This is a genomic window from Veillonella parvula DSM 2008, from assembly GCF_000024945.1.
GTDB classification, from domain to species: domain Bacteria; phylum Bacillota; class Negativicutes; order Veillonellales; family Veillonellaceae; genus Veillonella; species Veillonella parvula.
In genome coordinates this window covers 1,300,852-1,318,037 of sequence record NC_013520.1, presented here as the reverse complement: position 1 = coordinate 1,318,037, position 17,186 = coordinate 1,300,852, and the positions used below count along the sequence as shown (strand labels likewise).

The window sequence follows — 17,186 nt, the reverse complement described above, 5'->3', positions numbered from 1 at the left end:
TATGGATAAAAACACTACTAATAGATATAATTATAAGACTTATAATAGAGAAAATATGTTAAAGTTGATACATTTTACTATATTTTCTTTCCAGATATAGTTGTATATGTTTAGTGCGAAACATGGTATGATAGACTACGAATAAACTGTGCGGGAGGTTTACTATGGTTTTTCTAACATCCTTACAAAGTATCATACCTATTGTACTACTTATTTTGTTAGGATATATATTAAAAGGGCGGGGCATGTTTAATCCTACCTTTAGCGGTAATTTATCGCGATTTATCATGTCGGTTGCATTACCAGCGGGAGTATTTGTATCTGTATTACATCACTTACATACTTCAGATATTTGGAATTTACGATATGGCATGTTAGTAGTTGTCCTAACATATGTTATTGCATATATTGTTGCGTTCATTATGATGAAAATGCTGAAAGTTCCTAAAGGGCGACGTGGTATTTTTATCAATATGGTAGTAAATGATAACTGCTTGTTTATTGGGTTACCAGTGCAAATTGCACTCTTTGGTCAAGATGCGCTGCCGTATTTCCTGTTATATTACATCGGTAACACTATTTCCGTATGGATGGTGGGGGTATTCCTTATAGAACTAGATCCACTGCCAAATTCTGAAGTAGATTTTAATAATGGCTCCTATAAGATTGATAGTATAAATAATAGTTCAGAATCTACTGAAGGTAAAAGCAAGAAACCTAAATTTGATTGGAAGAAGTTATTACCACCACCATTGATAGGTTTTTTTGTGGCATTAATCTTCTTGTTCTTTGAAATTCCTTTACTTCCAATTTTGCATACTACCTTGAATTACTTAGGTGACATGGTAACCCCACTATCCTTGATTTATATAGGTATTGTACTTCATGATGCGGGCTTAAAAAGCATGCGTTTAAATAAAGACTCCATCGGTGGGATTGTAGGACGATTTGTCATTTCCCCGATTATCATGTTCTGTTTGATTACGGTCTTACAATATGGAGCAGGCATTGTATTAGAGCCAATCGCAATCATCACCTTTGTTGTACAATCAGCAGGACCTGTCATTGCAGTATTGCCAATTGTAGCTAATGAATCAAAAGCTGACTTGCCATTTGCTACAGGTCTTGTAATGATTAGTACCATACTATTTGTTGTAGTAATTCCAATCATAATGGAAATTTTGACAATGATAGGTATACAGGCTTAAAATAAGGAGAAAATTAAAATAAGTAAATAAAAAATAGGTTCCTAATGGTCATATAGGTGACTATTAGGAACCTATTTTTATGTAAGTATATACAGCTTATCTAAAAAATCTACCAATGAGTGGCATGCTTGCGCCATCATTTTTATTAAGTCCTTTTAGAAGAACCATGATAATAACGTAGAGCAATAAGCCTTCGATACCAGTGAGTATAAAGTTAGCCCACATTGGTAAGATATCTGTTAAATAGTGGTAACTCAAGAAGATGAGGATACCCATAACACCGGCACTGACCACATTTTTCCATAGTAAGGAAATATCTAGGAAGTAGCCTGTGTATTTTTTGATGTAAATCAAGTTAAGTAATGCGGCGAAGCCAATATCAGCAACGGTTGCCCAGGCGGCACCGCCGATGCCTAGCCAAGGAATAGCCGTCAGTGTCCAGTTAAGGATGACCTTGATTATGAGGGAAATCCCCATATTTATGACTGGAATACGTGGTCTGTTGAGACCTTGTAGAATACCTGTTGTTACTTGATGTACACCTAGGAAGAATATAGAGAATGCCGTGATTTGCGTTGCTAGTTCTGCCTTAGGCGCATTGTAAATCAGTGTAACAGTTGGGGCAGCAAGTACATATAATAGCACTGTAAATGGTACGGTTGCCATAAATGTTAAACGCATAGAGCCAGCAGTGCGATCATATATACCTTGATGATCGCGTTTTGCAAAGGCATGAGAGATAGCTGGTACAATGCTTGTCGCAAGGGCTGCGGTAATGATGGTAGCCAAGTTGATGAGCGGTACCGCCATCCCAGTAAGATAACCGAAGAGTTCTGTTACTTCGTTCATTGGGAACCCAGCATCTAATAAGCGACGTGGTACGATAAGTAAGTCGAGATTCGCCGTCAACGGTAACATGATACTTGCTAAGGAAATTGGTATGGATAATGTTAAGAGTCGTGACAATATTTCTTTAGCTGATTCACGAGGACCATCGTAGCTTTCACCAGTACTACTAGCCTTAGGTAATTTGTAGTAATAATACAACAGCACCAGGAAGGCCCCAAAAGCACCTACACCTGCACCCAAGCTAGCGCCACCTGCCGCGGCCGGTAAACCGTAAGGTAATAAAATAGCAGCAGCACCTAGCATAACGATAACCCGTAGCAATTGTTCTACAATTTGGCTAATCGCTGTGGGCGTCATCATTTCATAGCCTTGGATATACCCGCGGAAACAGGAAATCCATGTTACAAAGAATACTGCCGGAGCGAGCGCGATGATAGAGTAGTAGGCACGGCTTTCAGCAATGAGACCACTAGAGATTAACCAATCTGCACCAAAGTACATGGCAAGACTGGCGATAAAACCTGTTATAGTCAACATTGTAAAAGAAATATTGAATACTCTCTTAGCACCACTAAAGTCGTGTAAGGCTAATCGTTCTGCCGTCAAAATAGAGATGGCAATCGGCACACCTGCGCTCGAAATTTGCAATAGTAACAAATAGATAGGAAAGGCCATCTGGTAGATGCCGATCCCTTCACCGCCCAAGATGCGGGATAGAAGAATCCAGTTGATACTACCGATGGCTTTCACTACGAAACCGGCAATGGTTAAAATTAAGGTTCCTTTTAAAAATCCACTAGCCATTGATTATAGTTTGTTGGAAGAACCCAATACATTTTTAATTTTGTGAGCTACCATGCCTTTAATAGCATCACGAGCAGGTCCTAAGTATTTACGAGGGTCAAATTCGGATGGGTTTTGAGCCAAGTATTCACGTACAGATGCGGTCATAGCAAGACGAAGGTCTGTATCGATGTTGATTTTGCAAACCGCCATTTGAGCTGCTTTGCGAAGCATTTCTTCAGGAACGCCTTGAGCACCAGGAATGTTGCCACCGAATTCATTACATTTTGCTACGAATTCAGGCAATACGGAGGATGCCCCATGCAATACGATAGGGAAGTTAGGCAATAATTCGCCCACTTTTTTCAAACGATTGAAGTCGAGGTAAGGGTCGCCTTTGAATTTGTAAGCACCATGGCTAGTACCAATAGCGATTGCTAAGGAGTCTACGCCAGTTAGGTGTACGAATTCAGTAGCTTGTTCTGGGTCTGTAAAGCGAGCATCTGCATCGGATACGTTTACATCATCTTCGACACCAGCCAAACGGCCTAATTCTGCTTCTACTACAACGCCATGAGCGTGAGCATATTCAACAACTTGTTTAGTGATTTTTACGTTTTCATCGAAATCATAGTGAGATGCGTCGATCATAACGGATGTGAAACCACCATCTACACAGTCTTTACAGATTTCAAAGGAATCGCCGTGATCAAGGTGAAGAGCGATCGGTAAGTTGCTGTCTTCAAGAGCTGCTTCTACGAGTTTAACAAGGTAAATATGTTTAGCATATTTACGAGCACCTGCAGATACTTGCAAGATAAGAGGGGATTGTTCCTCTTTCGCTGCATCTACGATACCTTGTACGATTTCCATGTTGTTTACATTGAAAGCGCCAACAGCATAGCCGCCTTCATAGGCTTTTTTGAACATTTCTGTAGTAGTAACTAATGGCATGTTGTCCTCCTTGGCTCTAGAGCCTGTCATATCATGTTATTAATACTGTGACTGCTAGTATTTCTAGCGCATATGAGCTAGATAAAAAAACTAGTGTTATTGCAATCATATATCAATTCAAGTTAAGTATATCAAGAAACACTATAAAGGGCCAATATTTTTTGTATAACTTATGCATAAAATTCGTCTTGTTATGTGACCCATGTGGGTTATTTCTGTGTAGGAGCATTTATTTAGGGTATTATATCAGCTCAATCGTTTAGCAATACTTTCATATCCTCTGGCATTTCTGCATGCAGTTCGAGCCATTCATTTGTTATGGGATGATAAAAGCTTACACGCGCTGCGTGTAGTGCTTGGCGTTGGATAGATTCTAGATGACCACCGTATAAGTCATCACCAGCTAGTGGATACCCTAGTTGAGATAAATGAACTCGAATTTGATGGGTGCGTCCTGTGTGTAATAAGCACTTTACATGGGTAAATTGACTATAAGATGTAAGCGAGCTGTCAGTTGAACATATATTACTATTATTATTCAGCGTAATTACATCATCAGAATTAATCTTACCACTACTGATTTTGCTTGTATTTTTACTAATAATAGTTATATCCGTGCGAGCTGGCTTTCCTTGGACTGTACAACAGCGCTCAATGATACTGCCTGGTTTACGACCTATAGGCCAGTTAATGCTTATAGGCACAGAAGGGAGATGTCCTTCTACAATGGCGTCGTAGCTTTTGTAAAAATGGGTGTGTTTTTTATCAAATGCATGTTGAACCACTGATGTTTTAGCAATGATGACAATACCTGAGGTATCCTTATCTAATCGGTGTACGGGATGGAAATCATAATGCTGATTTGTTTCTTGGTAGTAATGAAGTACACCATTTGCCAGTGTATGATCTCGTATGGTAGAAGTAGGGTGCATAAGAATACCAGCCGCTTTATTAATGACTAAAATATATTCGTCCTCATATATGATATCTAGTTCCATAGGGCTTAAACTAAACTCTTGCTCTGGTGTTAATTTCATAATGAGATGATCACCACCATGAACGAGCGTATTCCAGGTAGCAGGTTTACCATTAACTGTTATGATACTATCACTTCGTAAACGTCGTCTCATGCGCTGGGAGATATGCTGTTGTTTTATAATATGATTTATAGATTGTGTGTGTACATCAGAATCTACAATTAAGTCGATTATTGTTGCTGTTTTCATACGTATTATTATAACAAATAAAATAAAAATGAAGAATTTTTCATATTTCGTTGTATTTGTGAAGGTCGATATAGTATAATTTGAATTGCTGAATTTTATACATTATTTATGTGTGAACTTTTTACTATAATACTGTGTGTTTAGTTCTAACAGTATATTTTATGAACTATATATGTATGTTAATGACTGTATGGTTATAGCTTATTCTATAAAAGGAGAGGTTTATGAATATTAACAAGAAATCTTTATTAGTCGCATGTGTGTTAGCGGCTATGTCTACAACTACTTTCGCGGCATCTAGTACAACATCTACTAGTAGCACAACGGTAACAAACCACGATACACCAACATCTACTAGTACACGTGTTACTCGTGAGCAACATACAACGACTACATCAACTTCTACTGTTCGTACAGAGAGCTCTAGCTCCACTAAAAGCACAAAAGCTAGTGTAGGCGTTATGACCCCTCAAAAAATTGAAGAGCGTAGTGCACTTTCTGGCTATATCGCAGCTGATGTGGCGAGCGCATTAAATCCTTATCGCAATGCTCCTAAATCTTTAAAATCTGGTAAAGGCACTACTTTCAAAAATGACGAAGTGCTTGAACATGGTGTATTGGCAGCTATGAAACAAGGTGGTAAATGGGGTATTATTCGTCCAGATGGTACTGTTGCTATTGAACCTAAGTACAAAGAAATTAAAGATGTTGATTATAAAACAGGCAATGTGTTAGCTCAAGTAGATAAGAAAACAGAAACTTGGGTTACCCCTAAGGGTGTGGAAATCTCTGAAGAGGAAGCTTTAAAAGAACGTGTTAAACAAGAAGCAACTCAAGAGTATCCAAGCGATTCCTATGTAGAGTTTAAAGAAAAAGGTAAATATGGCTTTAAAACTACTGATGATAAAGTAGTGATTGCTCCACAATTCCGTCAAATCGTGACTGGATTTAGCGAAGACCGTGCTTTTGTTAAAAATGCTAAAGGTAAAATTGTAGCTATTGATGGTACTGGTAAAGAATTATTTAATGCTCCATCTAAAGAGGTATATAGATACCGTAATGGTCTGGCTGAATACCGCCGCTCCGTGAGTGGCTTTAATCTAGGTGGCCTTGTAGGTGGCTTCATCGTGGGCGGTATCCTTGGAGGTGCGCTTTTAGGTGGTCAACATTATCACGTAGGTGGTTTTGCTTATGATGGTGCAAAACGTGGCTATATCGATCGCTCTGGTAATATTGTAATCGACAGCAAAAAAGATAAAGTATGGCCTATCACAGCCTATGGCACAGTAATTAAAGATGCTGGTAACTTATACTTTGTGAACCGTAAAGGTGAAGTTGTTATTCAACCAGGCGATTACGATGCAGGTGAAATGGATAAATTAAATGGTCTATTAGCGTTAAGAGACAATAAGACTGAGAAATGGGGCATTTTCGATGTATCAACAGGTAAGCAAGTAGTAACCTTCAAATATGATTCTATTTCCTTTGCAGGGACTGATCGTTTAGTAGTTGTGAAAGATCATGTTAAAAACCTTATCGATATGAATAGTGGTAAATCCTTGTATTCTGCTCAAACAGAAGCAACTATTGAACCGTTCAACAACGATACTGTAACATGGGTTCATACTGGTAAAGAGGGCTATACAATCATAGATAATAATGGTCATATTTTATTTAGAGATACAAACAAACTTATTGAAGACGCTAAGTCCTTTAACCATGGTTTCAGCTCTGTTAAGTCTAAAGGCAAATGGGGAATCATGAACTCCAAAGGTGAATGGCTTGTACAACCTACATATGATGCGGTAAACGTTTTATAATATAATTGGTTGTAGAATTCTTTTGAATTTGTATTGTCTTTAGTTCTGGCTTAATTATTATTGTTTAGTTATAGTTCTTAGCTATAAACTAAATACAACATAATATCGTTATACAGAGACTAGCAATGTACATGTATCATGTATGTTGCTAGTTTTTTTATATTATTTGTCTTGTGTATTGCGTTGCATAACCGTATTAGAGAACTTTCACTATACTTATAAAAGCTTCATTAATACATAGCTAACAATTATAATTAAGAAAATCGATTTACCTAGAAAATAAGCCTATTTTAAGGTATAATTATAGAGATGTATTCCGATTTGGTGTAGTTTTACACTTTCACTTGGAATATGAGGATGATGAAAGTAATGCTATGAACCTTATGCCCAACAGGTTCAAGTGTAGGAGGTATAAAATGGCTAAAGATTGTTCCTTTGACGTTGTGTCTGAAGTGGATATGCAGGAAGTGGATAATGCGGTAAACCAAGCAAAAAAAGAAATTGGTACGCGTTATGATTTTCGTGGCTCTAAAGCGGAAATTAGTCTTGAAGGTGACACTATCAAAATCATCGGTGATGATGAATATAAATTGAATGCCATTATCGATGTATTAAAAGGCAAGATGGTTAAACGTAATGTAGCGATTAAAAATCTTGACTACGGCAAAGTTGAACCAGCAGCAGGTGCAACAGTTCGCCAAATCATTACTATTAAAAAAGGCATTACTAAAGAAAATGCTAAAGAAGTAGTAAAAGCAATTAAAAACATGAAAATTAAGGTACAAGCATCTATTCAAGAGGATCAAGTGCGTGTATCTGGTAAGGATAAAGATGATTTGCAAGCAGTAATCCAAATGTTAAAACAATTGGATATCCCTGTAGAATTGCAATTCGTTAACTTCCGTTCCTAATAACATATGTTCATAGGATAGGGTTAGTTAGACTCGTTTGAGTCGCTAATACTATCAGTGTAGGAGGCCTTATGAAAGTGGAGGACATGAAGGGTGGCTATACCACAGGTTCATGTGCTACGGCAGGTATGAAAGCTGGTTTATTGGCCCTCTTAGATAAGAATATTGTGGACCAAGTGGTCATTGAGAACCCTCAAGGTCAGTATATTGAGGTTCCTATTAAAGCGGTAGAGGTTATATCCGATACAGAGGCGAAGGTGACCGTTATGAAAGACGGCGGCGATGATCCTGATGTAACCCATGGCAATGATGTGGAAACGACAGTGACCATTGATAATACTGGTGAACTGCGATTCCGAGCCGGCTTTGGTGTAGGTACTGTAACGAAACCAGGCCTTGCTATGCCACCAGGAGAACCGGCTATCAATCCAGGGCCCCGGGCAATGATGAAAATAGTTTTTGAAGAACATTGTGTCCATGGTCAAGGTGTGACGGTAACCGTTAGTGTTCCTAATGGTAAGGTATTAGCTAAGAAAACATTAAATCATACACTTGGTATCGAAGGTGGCATTTCCATTATTGGTACTACCGGTATTGTTAAGCCTATGAGTGAAGAAGGGTTTAAGAACTCGTTAGTGCCACAGTTGAAAGTTATGAAGGCTAACGGATGTGAAACAGCTGTTCTCGTACCGGGGCGTATTGGTCAAGATCTTGCAGAGCAAGTATTGGGTATCCATAAGAACCAAATGGCAGAAACAAGTAACTTTATCGGATTTATGCTAGAAAAGGCTGTACAGATTGGATTCAAGCGAATCTTAATCATTGGTCATATCGGTAAGTTAATCAAACTAGCTAGTGGTAGCTTCCATACTCATAATCGCATGAGTGATGGCCGTATGGAAAGTATCGTGGCCTATGCTGCTTTAGAAGGAGCATCCCAAGAGGTGTGTGAAGAGTTATTTAATTGCCAAACCACAGAGTCTACATTCCCTATCTTGGAGCGAGAAGGATTGACTGGTGTGTACCAACGTGTTGTAGATCGTGCATCTCTACGTAGTGAGCGCTATATTGCTAACGAAGCAGAGGTGGGCATCATTATTACGACCTTAAAGGGCGAAATCTTGGCAATGGATAAGCATGCAAAAGAGATAGGAGAACTTGAACATTGGCACATACCTTGTATATCGTAGGCATTGGTCCGGGTAATCCTGATTATGTGGTGCCTAGAGGCCTTAATTTAATTAAACATGCTACAGTATTGGTAGGCAGTGAACGGTCCTTAGAGGACTTTCAAGAGCCTGGCCAAACTACATATCCTGTAACAGGTAAGCTCAGCGTATTAGCGGAGCAAATTGAGCGTGAACTCAACGACCATGACGTTGTAGTTATGGTTAGTGGCGATACAGGCTATTATAGCTTATTGCCCTATTTAAAGAAAAAATTTACTGCTAACCCTATTGAGGTGGTGCCTGGCATTAGCTCTATGACCTTTGCCTTTGCCCGTCTTAATGAGGTATGGCATGATGCGGATTTAATGAGCTTTCACGGTCGTCAACCGGCGCCCGAAAAACTCGTATATGAAGCAGGTAAAAAGATGGGATTCTTAACGGATCCTGAATATAATCCAGCGCATATTGCGCGTATTTTAATAGATGCAGGTTGGCCAAAAGAAACGAGAGCGGCAGCGCTAGAGCGTTTGAGTTATGATGATGAAAAAATTGTAGACTCTACGTTAGAGGTGTTAACGGAGCTCGAAGGATTTGGTCACTCTGTAATGGTGGTACTAGGATGAGACATTTTTTCGGAATTCCCGATGAGGAATTTATCCGCGGCGACGTGCCGATGACGAAATGCGAGATTCGCAAAGCCGTTATGAACGAGGCACGCATCGAGGAAGATAGCATTGTCCTTGACGTAGGTGCTGGTACGGGCTCTATTTCTATTGAAGCAGCCTTGGCAGCTCCTAAAGGGCATGTATATGCGATTGAGCGCTTTGATAAAGGCATCGACCTTATCAATGAGAACATGAAGAAATTTAATGTTAATAATATGACTGTTATCAAGTCCAAAGCTCCGGAAGGCATGGAAGAATTGCCTAAGCTTGATGCGGTTATCATCGGTGGTAGCGCTGGTGGCATGACAGGCATCATGGACGAGGCGCAACGTCTGTTAAAAGTAGGTGGCCGTTTAGTTGTAACTGCTGTAACGATGGAAACTGGCTATACAATCCTTAAAGAGTTGAAAGGTCGTCCTTTCACGTATGAAGGTTACCAAATGTCCATCAGTCGTTACCGCAAGGCTGGGCCTTATCATTTGTTAGACCCATTGAGTCCAATTTTCATTGTATCTGCAACGCGTATCGCAGAAGGAGAGTAATATGGTTGACGTATATATTGTAGGCGCAGGCCCTGGGGATCCTGAGTTAATTACTCGCAAAGGGTATCGTTTAGTGCAAGAGGCAGATGTTGTAATTTATGCGGGTTCCTTGGTAAACCCTGCCATTTTAGAGGCTTGTAAACCAGGCTGTGAAATCCATAACAGTGCTACTATGAACCTTGATGAGGTATTGGCTGTTATGAAAGCTTCTGTTGAGGCTGGTAAAAGCGTAGTTCGCCTTCACACAGGTGACCCTGCTATTTACGGTGCTATTCAAGAGCAAATGGATGCACTTGCTAGCATGGGGATTTCTTATGAAGTCGTACCAGGTGTAAGCTCTTTCCTTGCTACAGCTGCGGCATTGAAACAAGAATATACATTGCCAAATGTATCTCAAACAGTCATTATTACGCGTATGGAAGGTCGTACACCGATGCCTCCAAAGGAAAAATTGCGCATGTTAGCATCTCATGAAGCGACAATGTGTATTTTCCTTAGCGTTCAAATGTTAGATAAGGTTGTAGCTGAACTCATCGAGGGCGGTTATGACAAAACGACTCCAGTGGCTATCGTGGTAAAAGCTTCTTGGCCAGACCAACGCATTATTCGTGGCACATTGGAGACCATTGCGGACATCGTAGCTAAAGAAGGTGTATTGCGCCAAGCTATGATCGTAGTAAGCCATGTGTTAGATAGTGAATATGAATTATCTAAACTCTATGACAAAGGCTTCGCTCACATGTACCGCAGTGCTAAGGACTAATATGATGAAAGAACTAGAAACTGTTGTGCCTATGACGGGAGCTAAGAAGAATAGAACGGCTATTCTTTCTGTATCTGAACGAGGTGCAAAGCTAGGTCAACGTATCAAGTCTTTGGTGGCACCTCATGCAGATTGCTTTGAAAAGGAAACCCGTCCCTCTGGAGGTGAGGCTATTTATTTTGATTCCCTCAAAAGCCATATCGGACAGATTTTTAAGGATTACGATCAAGTATTATGCATCATGGCACTCGGTATTGTAGTACGCATGATTGCACCGTATATTGAGCATAAATCTAAGGATCCTGCGGTAGTCGTAATGGACGAAGTAGGGCACCATGTAATCAGTTTATTATCTGGTCACCTTGGGGGTGCCAACGAATGGACACAGTCCATTTCACTGGCCATCGATGCGGACCCTGTTATTACAACTGCAACGGATGTAAACGGATTGCCAGCGCCTGATGTGTTAGCGCGCCACGAGCATCTGTTGGTAGATGATTTTCAAACCTTAATCAATGTGAACTCTGCCATCGTTGGGGGAGAGCGTGTTGATTATTATATCGATGAAAGCTTACCGAATGCAGAGGAACTAGAACAAGCTGCGAAAGCTCATATTGGTGAACATGGCATAGTTCACGTTGTTTCTTTGGAGCAACTAGAGTCTATCCCATGTAAAAATGATAGTGCTAAAGAGGGTTCATCTCGGGTTGTAATTACCGATAAGGTGATTACTGAGCATGGTCATCAATTGATTTTACGCCCTCGTACGTATACGATTGGCATTGGATGTCGTAGAGATACGCCAAAGGAATTGATCCTTGACGCCATTCAACAATCTTTGACAGCGCATAAGCTTTCACCAAAGAGCCTTGTAAAGGCGGCATCGGTCATCGTTAAACAAGATGAAGTAGGCCTCTTAGAGGCTATGCAAATTATGGGGTGGCCTATCGTGTTCTATACACAAGACGAGATGGCACCACTCATTGAAGAAGAAAAATTAAAAGAATCTAATTTTGTAAAAGGAACTATAGGAGTAGGAAACGTATGCGAGACAACAGCATTACTAGCGGCCAAGAGCCGAACACTAATACAGCACAAAACAATTTATCCCAAAACAACGGTAGCCATTGCACAGGTAACATCAAAGTAATTGGCATTGGCCCTGGCGATGAAGAGTTCATGACACCTCAAGCGCGCGAAGCCATCTTAGCGGCTGACCGTGTTGTAGGTTATTTGACTTATCTTGACTTGATTAAAGACCTTATCGAAGGTAAAGAAACTGTAGGCACTGCCATGATGCAAGAGGTAGATCGTTGCCAACAAGCTGTTGATTTAGCGGTAGAAGGCCATCAAGTCGTAGTTGTATCATCTGGTGACTCTGGCGTATACGGCATGGCAGGTCTTGTGTTGGAACTTGCTAATAAAGTACCAGCAGAAAAACGTCCTTCCGTAGATATCGTACCTGGCCTTAGTGCTGTAAACGTAGCGGCTTCTGTTTTAGGCGCTCCGTTGATGCATGACTTTGCAGTTATTTCTCTTAGTGACTTGATGACTCCATGGGATTTAATTAAAAAACGTGCTGACCTTTGTGCACAAGGTGACATGGTTATCTCCTTGTACAACCCGCGCAGTAAAAAACGCGTTACTCATTTAGATGAAGTTCGTGAAATCGTTCTTAAATACCGCGATCCTAAAACACCTGTTGGTATCGTGCAAAAAGCAGGTCGTCCAGGGCAACACATGGTAATTTCTGACCTTGAGAATTTCACAAACGAAGAAGTGGATATGCAAACACTTGTTATTATCGGCAATAGTCAAACCTATGTTGAAAATGGTCGCATGATTACACCTCGAGGCTACAAATTATGATTTGGGTCATCGCTGGTACCTTAGATGGTCGTACCTTAGCGGTAGACATCCAAGAACGGACAGGTGAAGAGGTTCTCGTTACTGTTGTGAGTCAGTATGGGGCAGAGCTTGCTGCCCATAAAGGCATTACTGTTCATACGGGCCGTCTTGATCAAGAGGCTATGCAAAATTTGATTAAGAAACACAACGTACGTTTATTAATCGATGCAAGCCATCCGTATGCTGCTATTGTTACAGCTACGGCTCAAGATGCAGCAAAAGCTGAAGGTATTCCTTTTGTTCGCTTTGAACGTAAAGAGGTGCCATTGCCAGACTATGATAAATTGCATATCGTAGTGGATGAGGTAGAAGCAGCTAATTTGGCTGGCAAATTGGCAAAGGAGAATAACAAACATGTGTATTTGACCACAGGTAGTAAGACAATGCACATCTTTGCTAAATCTGAGGCTTTACAAGATTGTGAAGTATGGACACGTATTTTGCCGACCGCCGAGGTGTTACAAATGATGGAAGACCTCAACGTGAGTCCTAAGCGCATTGTTGCTGTCCAAGGTCCATTTTCTTATGATATGAACCGCATCATGTTCCACGATACACAGGCAAGCGTTGTAGTTATGAAAAACTCTGGCCTTGTAGGTGGTGCTGATACAAAATTACAAGCAGCTATGGATCTTGGTATCCATGTTATTGTTATCGATCGTCCGCGTGTTAAACTTGAAAGTCACGTGGTATCATCAAATGATGAATTCTTTAAATTATGGGAGGACACTAATGGATTACGTTAAAAATCCTAAAGCTATTGAAGATAAAAGCATGGAAATCATTTACGATTATGTAAAGGATTTAGGCTTAACAGATGATGAAGTGCGCGTTGTATCTCGTACAGTACATGCGTCTGGCGATGTTGAATATGCTCAACTTGTAAAAATGAGCCCTGATGCTGTTCAAAAAGGTATTGAAGCCTTGGATAATGGTGCAGATATTTATACAGATGTAGAAATGGTTCGCACAGGTATTTCTAAACCAGCTCTTAAAATTCGCGGTAACGAAGTACACTGCTTGATTAAAGACGAAAACGTAGCTAAAATGGCTAAAGAGTTAGGCGTGACTCGCTCCATCGCAGCTATGCGTACATTTGGCAAACAATTAGAAGGCCAAATCGTAGCTATTGGTAATGCGCCAACTGCATTGTACGAAGTATTGCGCCTTGCTTTAGAAGAAGGCATTAAACCAGCTCTTATCATTGGTATTCCTGTAGGCTTCGTAGGTGCTGCAGAATCCAAAGACTATCTGATGGAAGTATCTCCGGTTCCTTACATCACTGTAAAAGGCAACAAAGGTGGTAGCCCAATCGCTGCCTCCGTATGTAATGCATTACTTTACACAGACGTAAAACGCAATGACATGCTTTTCGTAGAAGGCAAAGAATCTAAATAGTACAAAACCCGAATCGTGTTTTAGTAGTTTTGCGATTCGGGTTTTACTGTATATATTTTTCACAATAATTGCTAAACATAAATTAGATAAACACAGTAATTATGCTATATTAAATTTCTTATAATGTAGTATCTGTAAAATAGAGTTCATTTTATAAGAGACTTATATTACATTAGGTAGGTTTTGAGAGGGGGTTCATATGGCATCTAGTAATGAACGAAAATTATTTCGTGTATCAGTGATTTGTATCTTAATCATCGCCGTTATTATGAGCATGATTATATCTCTTATTTGGGGATCAACATCCGTATCATTAGCTGAGATTTGGCATACATTATGGTCTAGTGAGCTAACTGACACATCTTCACAAATTATTTGGAATATTCGATTGCCTCGCAATATTGTAGCTGCGTTAGTGGGGGCTTGTCTAGCTGTATCTGGTGCAATTTTGCAAGCAGTTATGAAAAATCCTCTAGCAGATCCACAGATTGTAGGGGTATCCTCTGGTGCAGGGCTGGCTGGTGTTATCATATTTATTTTATTTCCTGGGTATGATCATATAGTTCCTTTAGTGGCCTTTTTAGGTGCTATGGCTGCAGCACTCATGGTGTATGCACTAGCATGGAAAAATGGAGTGCGACCTAGTCGTATTATCTTAGCTGGTGTTGCGGTCGCAGCCTTTTTAGGCTCAGGTATTTCAGCACTACTTGTATTCTTCGGTGATCGTGTACAAGGGGCATTGCTTTGGATGGTAGGGGGACTCGCTGCACGCAGTTGGCCTCAGGTAGAAGTGCTGTTTCCATATGCTATAATTGGTCTTATTTTTGCCTGTTTAGGAGCTAAACGACTTACCATTTTAAGCTTAGGTGATGAAACTGCAAAGGGATTAGGCCTTAAGGTAGAACAAACACGGTTTATTATGACTGCAGTGGCTGCTCTTTTAGCGGCTGGTGCTGTAAGTATAGCTGGGCTTATTGGATTTGTAGGTTTGGTTATTCCCCATATGTTACGTCTTATAATCGGTAATGACTATGCATATTTACTGCCTGGATCCGCATTATTAGGCGCTCTAGTTCTTGTTGTTAGTGATACAATAGGACGTGTTATGTGGAGCCCTATAGAGGTACCAGTGGGCATTATTATGGCATTCTTTGGAGCGCCGTTCTTCTTGTATCTATTGAGGAGGGATAACTAATGAATACCGCTATTGATGTAAAACAGTTATCCGTAACTCTTGGCAATCGTCATATTCTACATGACATTAATGTATCGGTTCCTATCGGTAAAATTACGACATTAATAGGGCCTAATGGCTGTGGTAAAAGTACGCTTTTACGATCTATGATCGGATATATTTATAGCCCTCATGAATGTATTACCATATTTGATAAACCGTTACAATCATATTCTCAAAACAATCTGGCACGGCAAATGGCATTTTTGCCACAAGTACCGAATATGCCAAAGGATATGACTGTAGAAGAATTGGTATATTGTGGACGGTATCCATACCAAACATGGTGGAAAAACACGGCTAAAGAAGATCGTGAGATTGTTGACTATGCGTTACATATCACGAAAACGAATCATTTGCGAGAACAATTAATCCCATCCCTATCTGGTGGTGAACGGCAACGCGTTTGGATTGCTATGGCGCTAGCACAGCAACCAAAATTATTAGTCTTAGACGAACCAACAACATATTTAGATATTAATCACCAATTAGAAATTATGGAGTTATTGAAACGATTAAATAAGGAACAAGATTTAACCGTTCTCATGGTACTTCACGAACTAACACAGGCGGTTCAATATTCACATTATATGGCTGTTATAAAAGAAGGCCATTTAGTAGCATCAGGAGAGACAAGTAAAATTATATCGGATGAGTTGTTTAGAGATGTATTCTCTGTAGATGTACAACTTGATACATTTGATAATAAAAAATATGTGCGCGTAATAGGATTAGTTGAGTAGCTTGATACTAATAGAAAAAGAGGGCATTCCCTATTTGGGGGATGCCCTCTTTCGCATGATACAATATGTTAGAATGTAACATTAATACCGTATGCTTCTTTAACTAAACGTGTCATAGCTTCAGGTGTTTGTAGTCCTGGGTTTAATAGGAATAGTTTAGATGGTAAGTATATTACGCGGTTATTTTGTACGGCTTTTAAATTAGCCCATGCAGGATTATCTGTCATAGCTTGTTTCATAGCTTTTGTAATTTCTTCTTCTTTACCCATTGTAACAACAAAGATAATATCAGGGTTATCTGCAGTCAATGTTTCAAGAGAGTAAGGGACAGTTTTATCCTTGGTTGTACCTTCTAAGTGGGAGGCAACAACGTTTGTCATGCCTAGTTCTTTTACCATAGATGCAGTAACTGCTTCATCAGTTTCGGCAGTTACACCTTTTCCTGTGGCACGTAATACGGCAACACGTGCAGGCTGTTGATTCTTAACAGCATCTTTTACCTTGGTAATATTGCTTTCATAGGTATTAATAACAGATTTAGCCTTATCTTGATGATTGGTTAACTCGCCAAGGAATGTTAACATTGGTACATTATCTTTAATACCATCGTAATCAAAAAGTACGGTTGGAATATTATTAGCTTGTAATTGGGATTCATATTTTTTATGTTGATTTACTAAACCCAATACTACATCTGGCTTCAAGCCTAATAGTTGTTCCATGTTGATATTTGCAGTTTGACCAAGAGCGGGTAGAGCTTCTAATTCTGGGGCTAATTTATCCGTTGTATTGGCACGGCTAATGGCTTTACCATCGACAGCATAAAGCATAGATAAAACAGAATTAGATAATACAGCAATTTTTTGTGGATCCTTTGGTACAGTATAGGTTTGACCATTAAAGGTCAACTCCTTCGTAGTAGCAGAAGAGCTGGATGTGGATTTACCACACCCAGCTATTGCTAGTACAACCATGACCAAAGTGAGACTACAAAGTAGTAGTTTTTTCATGAT

At 39.8% G+C, this 17,186-nt stretch carries 17 protein-coding genes; 13 read left to right on the top strand and 4 right to left on the bottom strand.

What is annotated here, in order from left to right:
* The first annotated feature begins 164 nt into the window (after nt 1-164).
* Nucleotides 165-1,208, top strand: a complete 1,044-nt coding sequence (locus VPAR_RS05825; protein WP_012864537.1) for an AEC family transporter — start codon at nt 165-167, stop codon at nt 1,206-1,208.
* A gap of 96 nt (nt 1,209-1,304) precedes the next feature.
* Here the strand turns inward: VPAR_RS05825 and VPAR_RS05820 are convergent, their stop codons facing one another.
* From VPAR_RS05820 to VPAR_RS05810, 3 genes are all read right to left on the bottom strand, one after another.
* Nucleotides 1,305-2,861 (bottom strand): putative polysaccharide biosynthesis protein, encoded by a 1,557-nt coding sequence (locus VPAR_RS05820; RefSeq protein ID WP_012864536.1) that lies wholly within the window; start codon nt 2,859-2,861, stop codon nt 1,305-1,307.
* 3 nt (nt 2,862-2,864) lie between these two features.
* Nucleotides 2,865-3,794: a class II fructose-1,6-bisphosphate aldolase gene (gene fba, locus VPAR_RS05815; RefSeq protein WP_012864535.1), complete on the bottom strand. Its 930-nt coding sequence runs from the start codon at nt 3,792-3,794 to the stop codon at nt 2,865-2,867.
* 251 nt (nt 3,795-4,045) lie between these two features.
* Nucleotides 4,046-5,020 carry an RluA family pseudouridine synthase gene (locus tag VPAR_RS05810; protein ID WP_012864534.1) on the bottom strand — a complete coding sequence of 325 codons (975 nt, stop codon included), beginning with the start codon at nt 5,018-5,020 and terminating at the stop codon, nt 4,046-4,048.
* Nucleotides 5,021-5,244: 224 nt separating this feature from the next.
* Here VPAR_RS05810 and VPAR_RS05805 point away from each other — a divergent pair, with 224 nt between their 5' ends.
* From VPAR_RS05805 to VPAR_RS05750, 12 genes are all read left to right on the top strand, one after another.
* Nucleotides 5,245-6,840, top strand: coding sequence for a WG repeat-containing protein (locus VPAR_RS05805; RefSeq protein WP_012864533.1), 1,596 nt, complete (start codon nt 5,245-5,247; stop codon nt 6,838-6,840).
* Nucleotides 6,841-7,256: 416 nt separating this feature from the next.
* A complete protein-coding gene (locus tag VPAR_RS05800; protein WP_004696277.1) occupies nt 7,257-7,751 on the top strand; it encodes a YajQ family cyclic di-GMP-binding protein in 495 nt (164 codons plus the stop codon).
* A 71-nt stretch (nt 7,752-7,822) separates the two neighbouring features.
* On the top strand, nt 7,823-8,941 hold the full coding sequence (gene cbiD, locus VPAR_RS05795) for a cobalt-precorrin-5B (C(1))-methyltransferase CbiD (protein WP_012864532.1): 1,119 nt from the start codon (nt 7,823-7,825) through the stop codon (nt 8,939-8,941).
* On the top strand, nt 8,917-9,543 hold the full coding sequence (gene cbiE, locus VPAR_RS05790) for a precorrin-6y C5,15-methyltransferase (decarboxylating) subunit CbiE (protein ID WP_012864531.1): 627 nt from the start codon (nt 8,917-8,919) through the stop codon (nt 9,541-9,543). Before cbiD ends, cbiE begins: the two co-directional genes overlap by 25 nt.
* Nucleotides 9,540-10,127: a precorrin-6Y C5,15-methyltransferase (decarboxylating) subunit CbiT gene (gene cbiT / locus VPAR_RS05785; protein WP_012864530.1), complete on the top strand. Its 588-nt coding sequence runs from the start codon at nt 9,540-9,542 to the stop codon at nt 10,125-10,127. The genes cbiE and cbiT overlap by 4 nt, the downstream gene beginning before the upstream one ends.
* Before the next feature lies 1 nt (nt 10,128).
* Nucleotides 10,129-10,890: a precorrin-4 C(11)-methyltransferase gene (gene cobM, locus VPAR_RS05780; protein WP_012864529.1), complete on the top strand. Its 762-nt coding sequence runs from the start codon at nt 10,129-10,131 to the stop codon at nt 10,888-10,890.
* A gap of 4 nt (nt 10,891-10,894) precedes the next feature.
* Nucleotides 10,895-12,040 carry a cobalt-precorrin 5A hydrolase gene (locus VPAR_RS05775; RefSeq protein WP_042466914.1) on the top strand — a complete coding sequence of 382 codons (1,146 nt, stop codon included), beginning with the start codon at nt 10,895-10,897 and terminating at the stop codon, nt 12,038-12,040.
* 29 nt (nt 12,041-12,069) lie between these two features.
* A complete protein-coding gene (gene cobJ, locus VPAR_RS05770) occupies nt 12,070-12,759 on the top strand; it encodes a precorrin-3B C(17)-methyltransferase (RefSeq protein ID WP_004696265.1) in 690 nt (229 codons plus the stop codon).
* Complete coding sequence (cobK, locus tag VPAR_RS05765) at nt 12,756-13,544, top strand: precorrin-6A reductase (protein WP_008714166.1); 789 nt, start codon at nt 12,756-12,758, stop codon at nt 13,542-13,544. The genes cobJ and cobK overlap by 4 nt, the downstream gene beginning before the upstream one ends.
* Complete coding sequence (locus tag VPAR_RS05760; RefSeq protein ID WP_004696261.1) at nt 13,531-14,196, top strand: precorrin-8X methylmutase; 666 nt, start codon at nt 13,531-13,533, stop codon at nt 14,194-14,196. The genes cobK and VPAR_RS05760 overlap by 14 nt, the downstream gene beginning before the upstream one ends.
* Nucleotides 14,197-14,395: 199 nt before the next feature.
* Nucleotides 14,396-15,391 carry a FecCD family ABC transporter permease gene (locus VPAR_RS05755; RefSeq protein ID WP_012864526.1) on the top strand — a complete coding sequence of 332 codons (996 nt, stop codon included), beginning with the start codon at nt 14,396-14,398 and terminating at the stop codon, nt 15,389-15,391.
* Nucleotides 15,391-16,173: an ABC transporter ATP-binding protein gene (locus VPAR_RS05750; protein WP_012864525.1), complete on the top strand. Its 783-nt coding sequence runs from the start codon at nt 15,391-15,393 to the stop codon at nt 16,171-16,173. Before VPAR_RS05755 ends, VPAR_RS05750 begins: the two co-directional genes overlap by 1 nt.
* Before the next feature lie 68 nt (nt 16,174-16,241).
* Here the strand turns inward: VPAR_RS05750 and VPAR_RS05745 are convergent, their stop codons facing one another.
* Nucleotides 16,242-17,183, bottom strand: a complete 942-nt coding sequence (locus tag VPAR_RS05745) for an ABC transporter substrate-binding protein (RefSeq protein ID WP_012864524.1) — start codon at nt 17,181-17,183, stop codon at nt 16,242-16,244.
* Nucleotides 17,184-17,186: the final 3 nt, after the last annotated feature.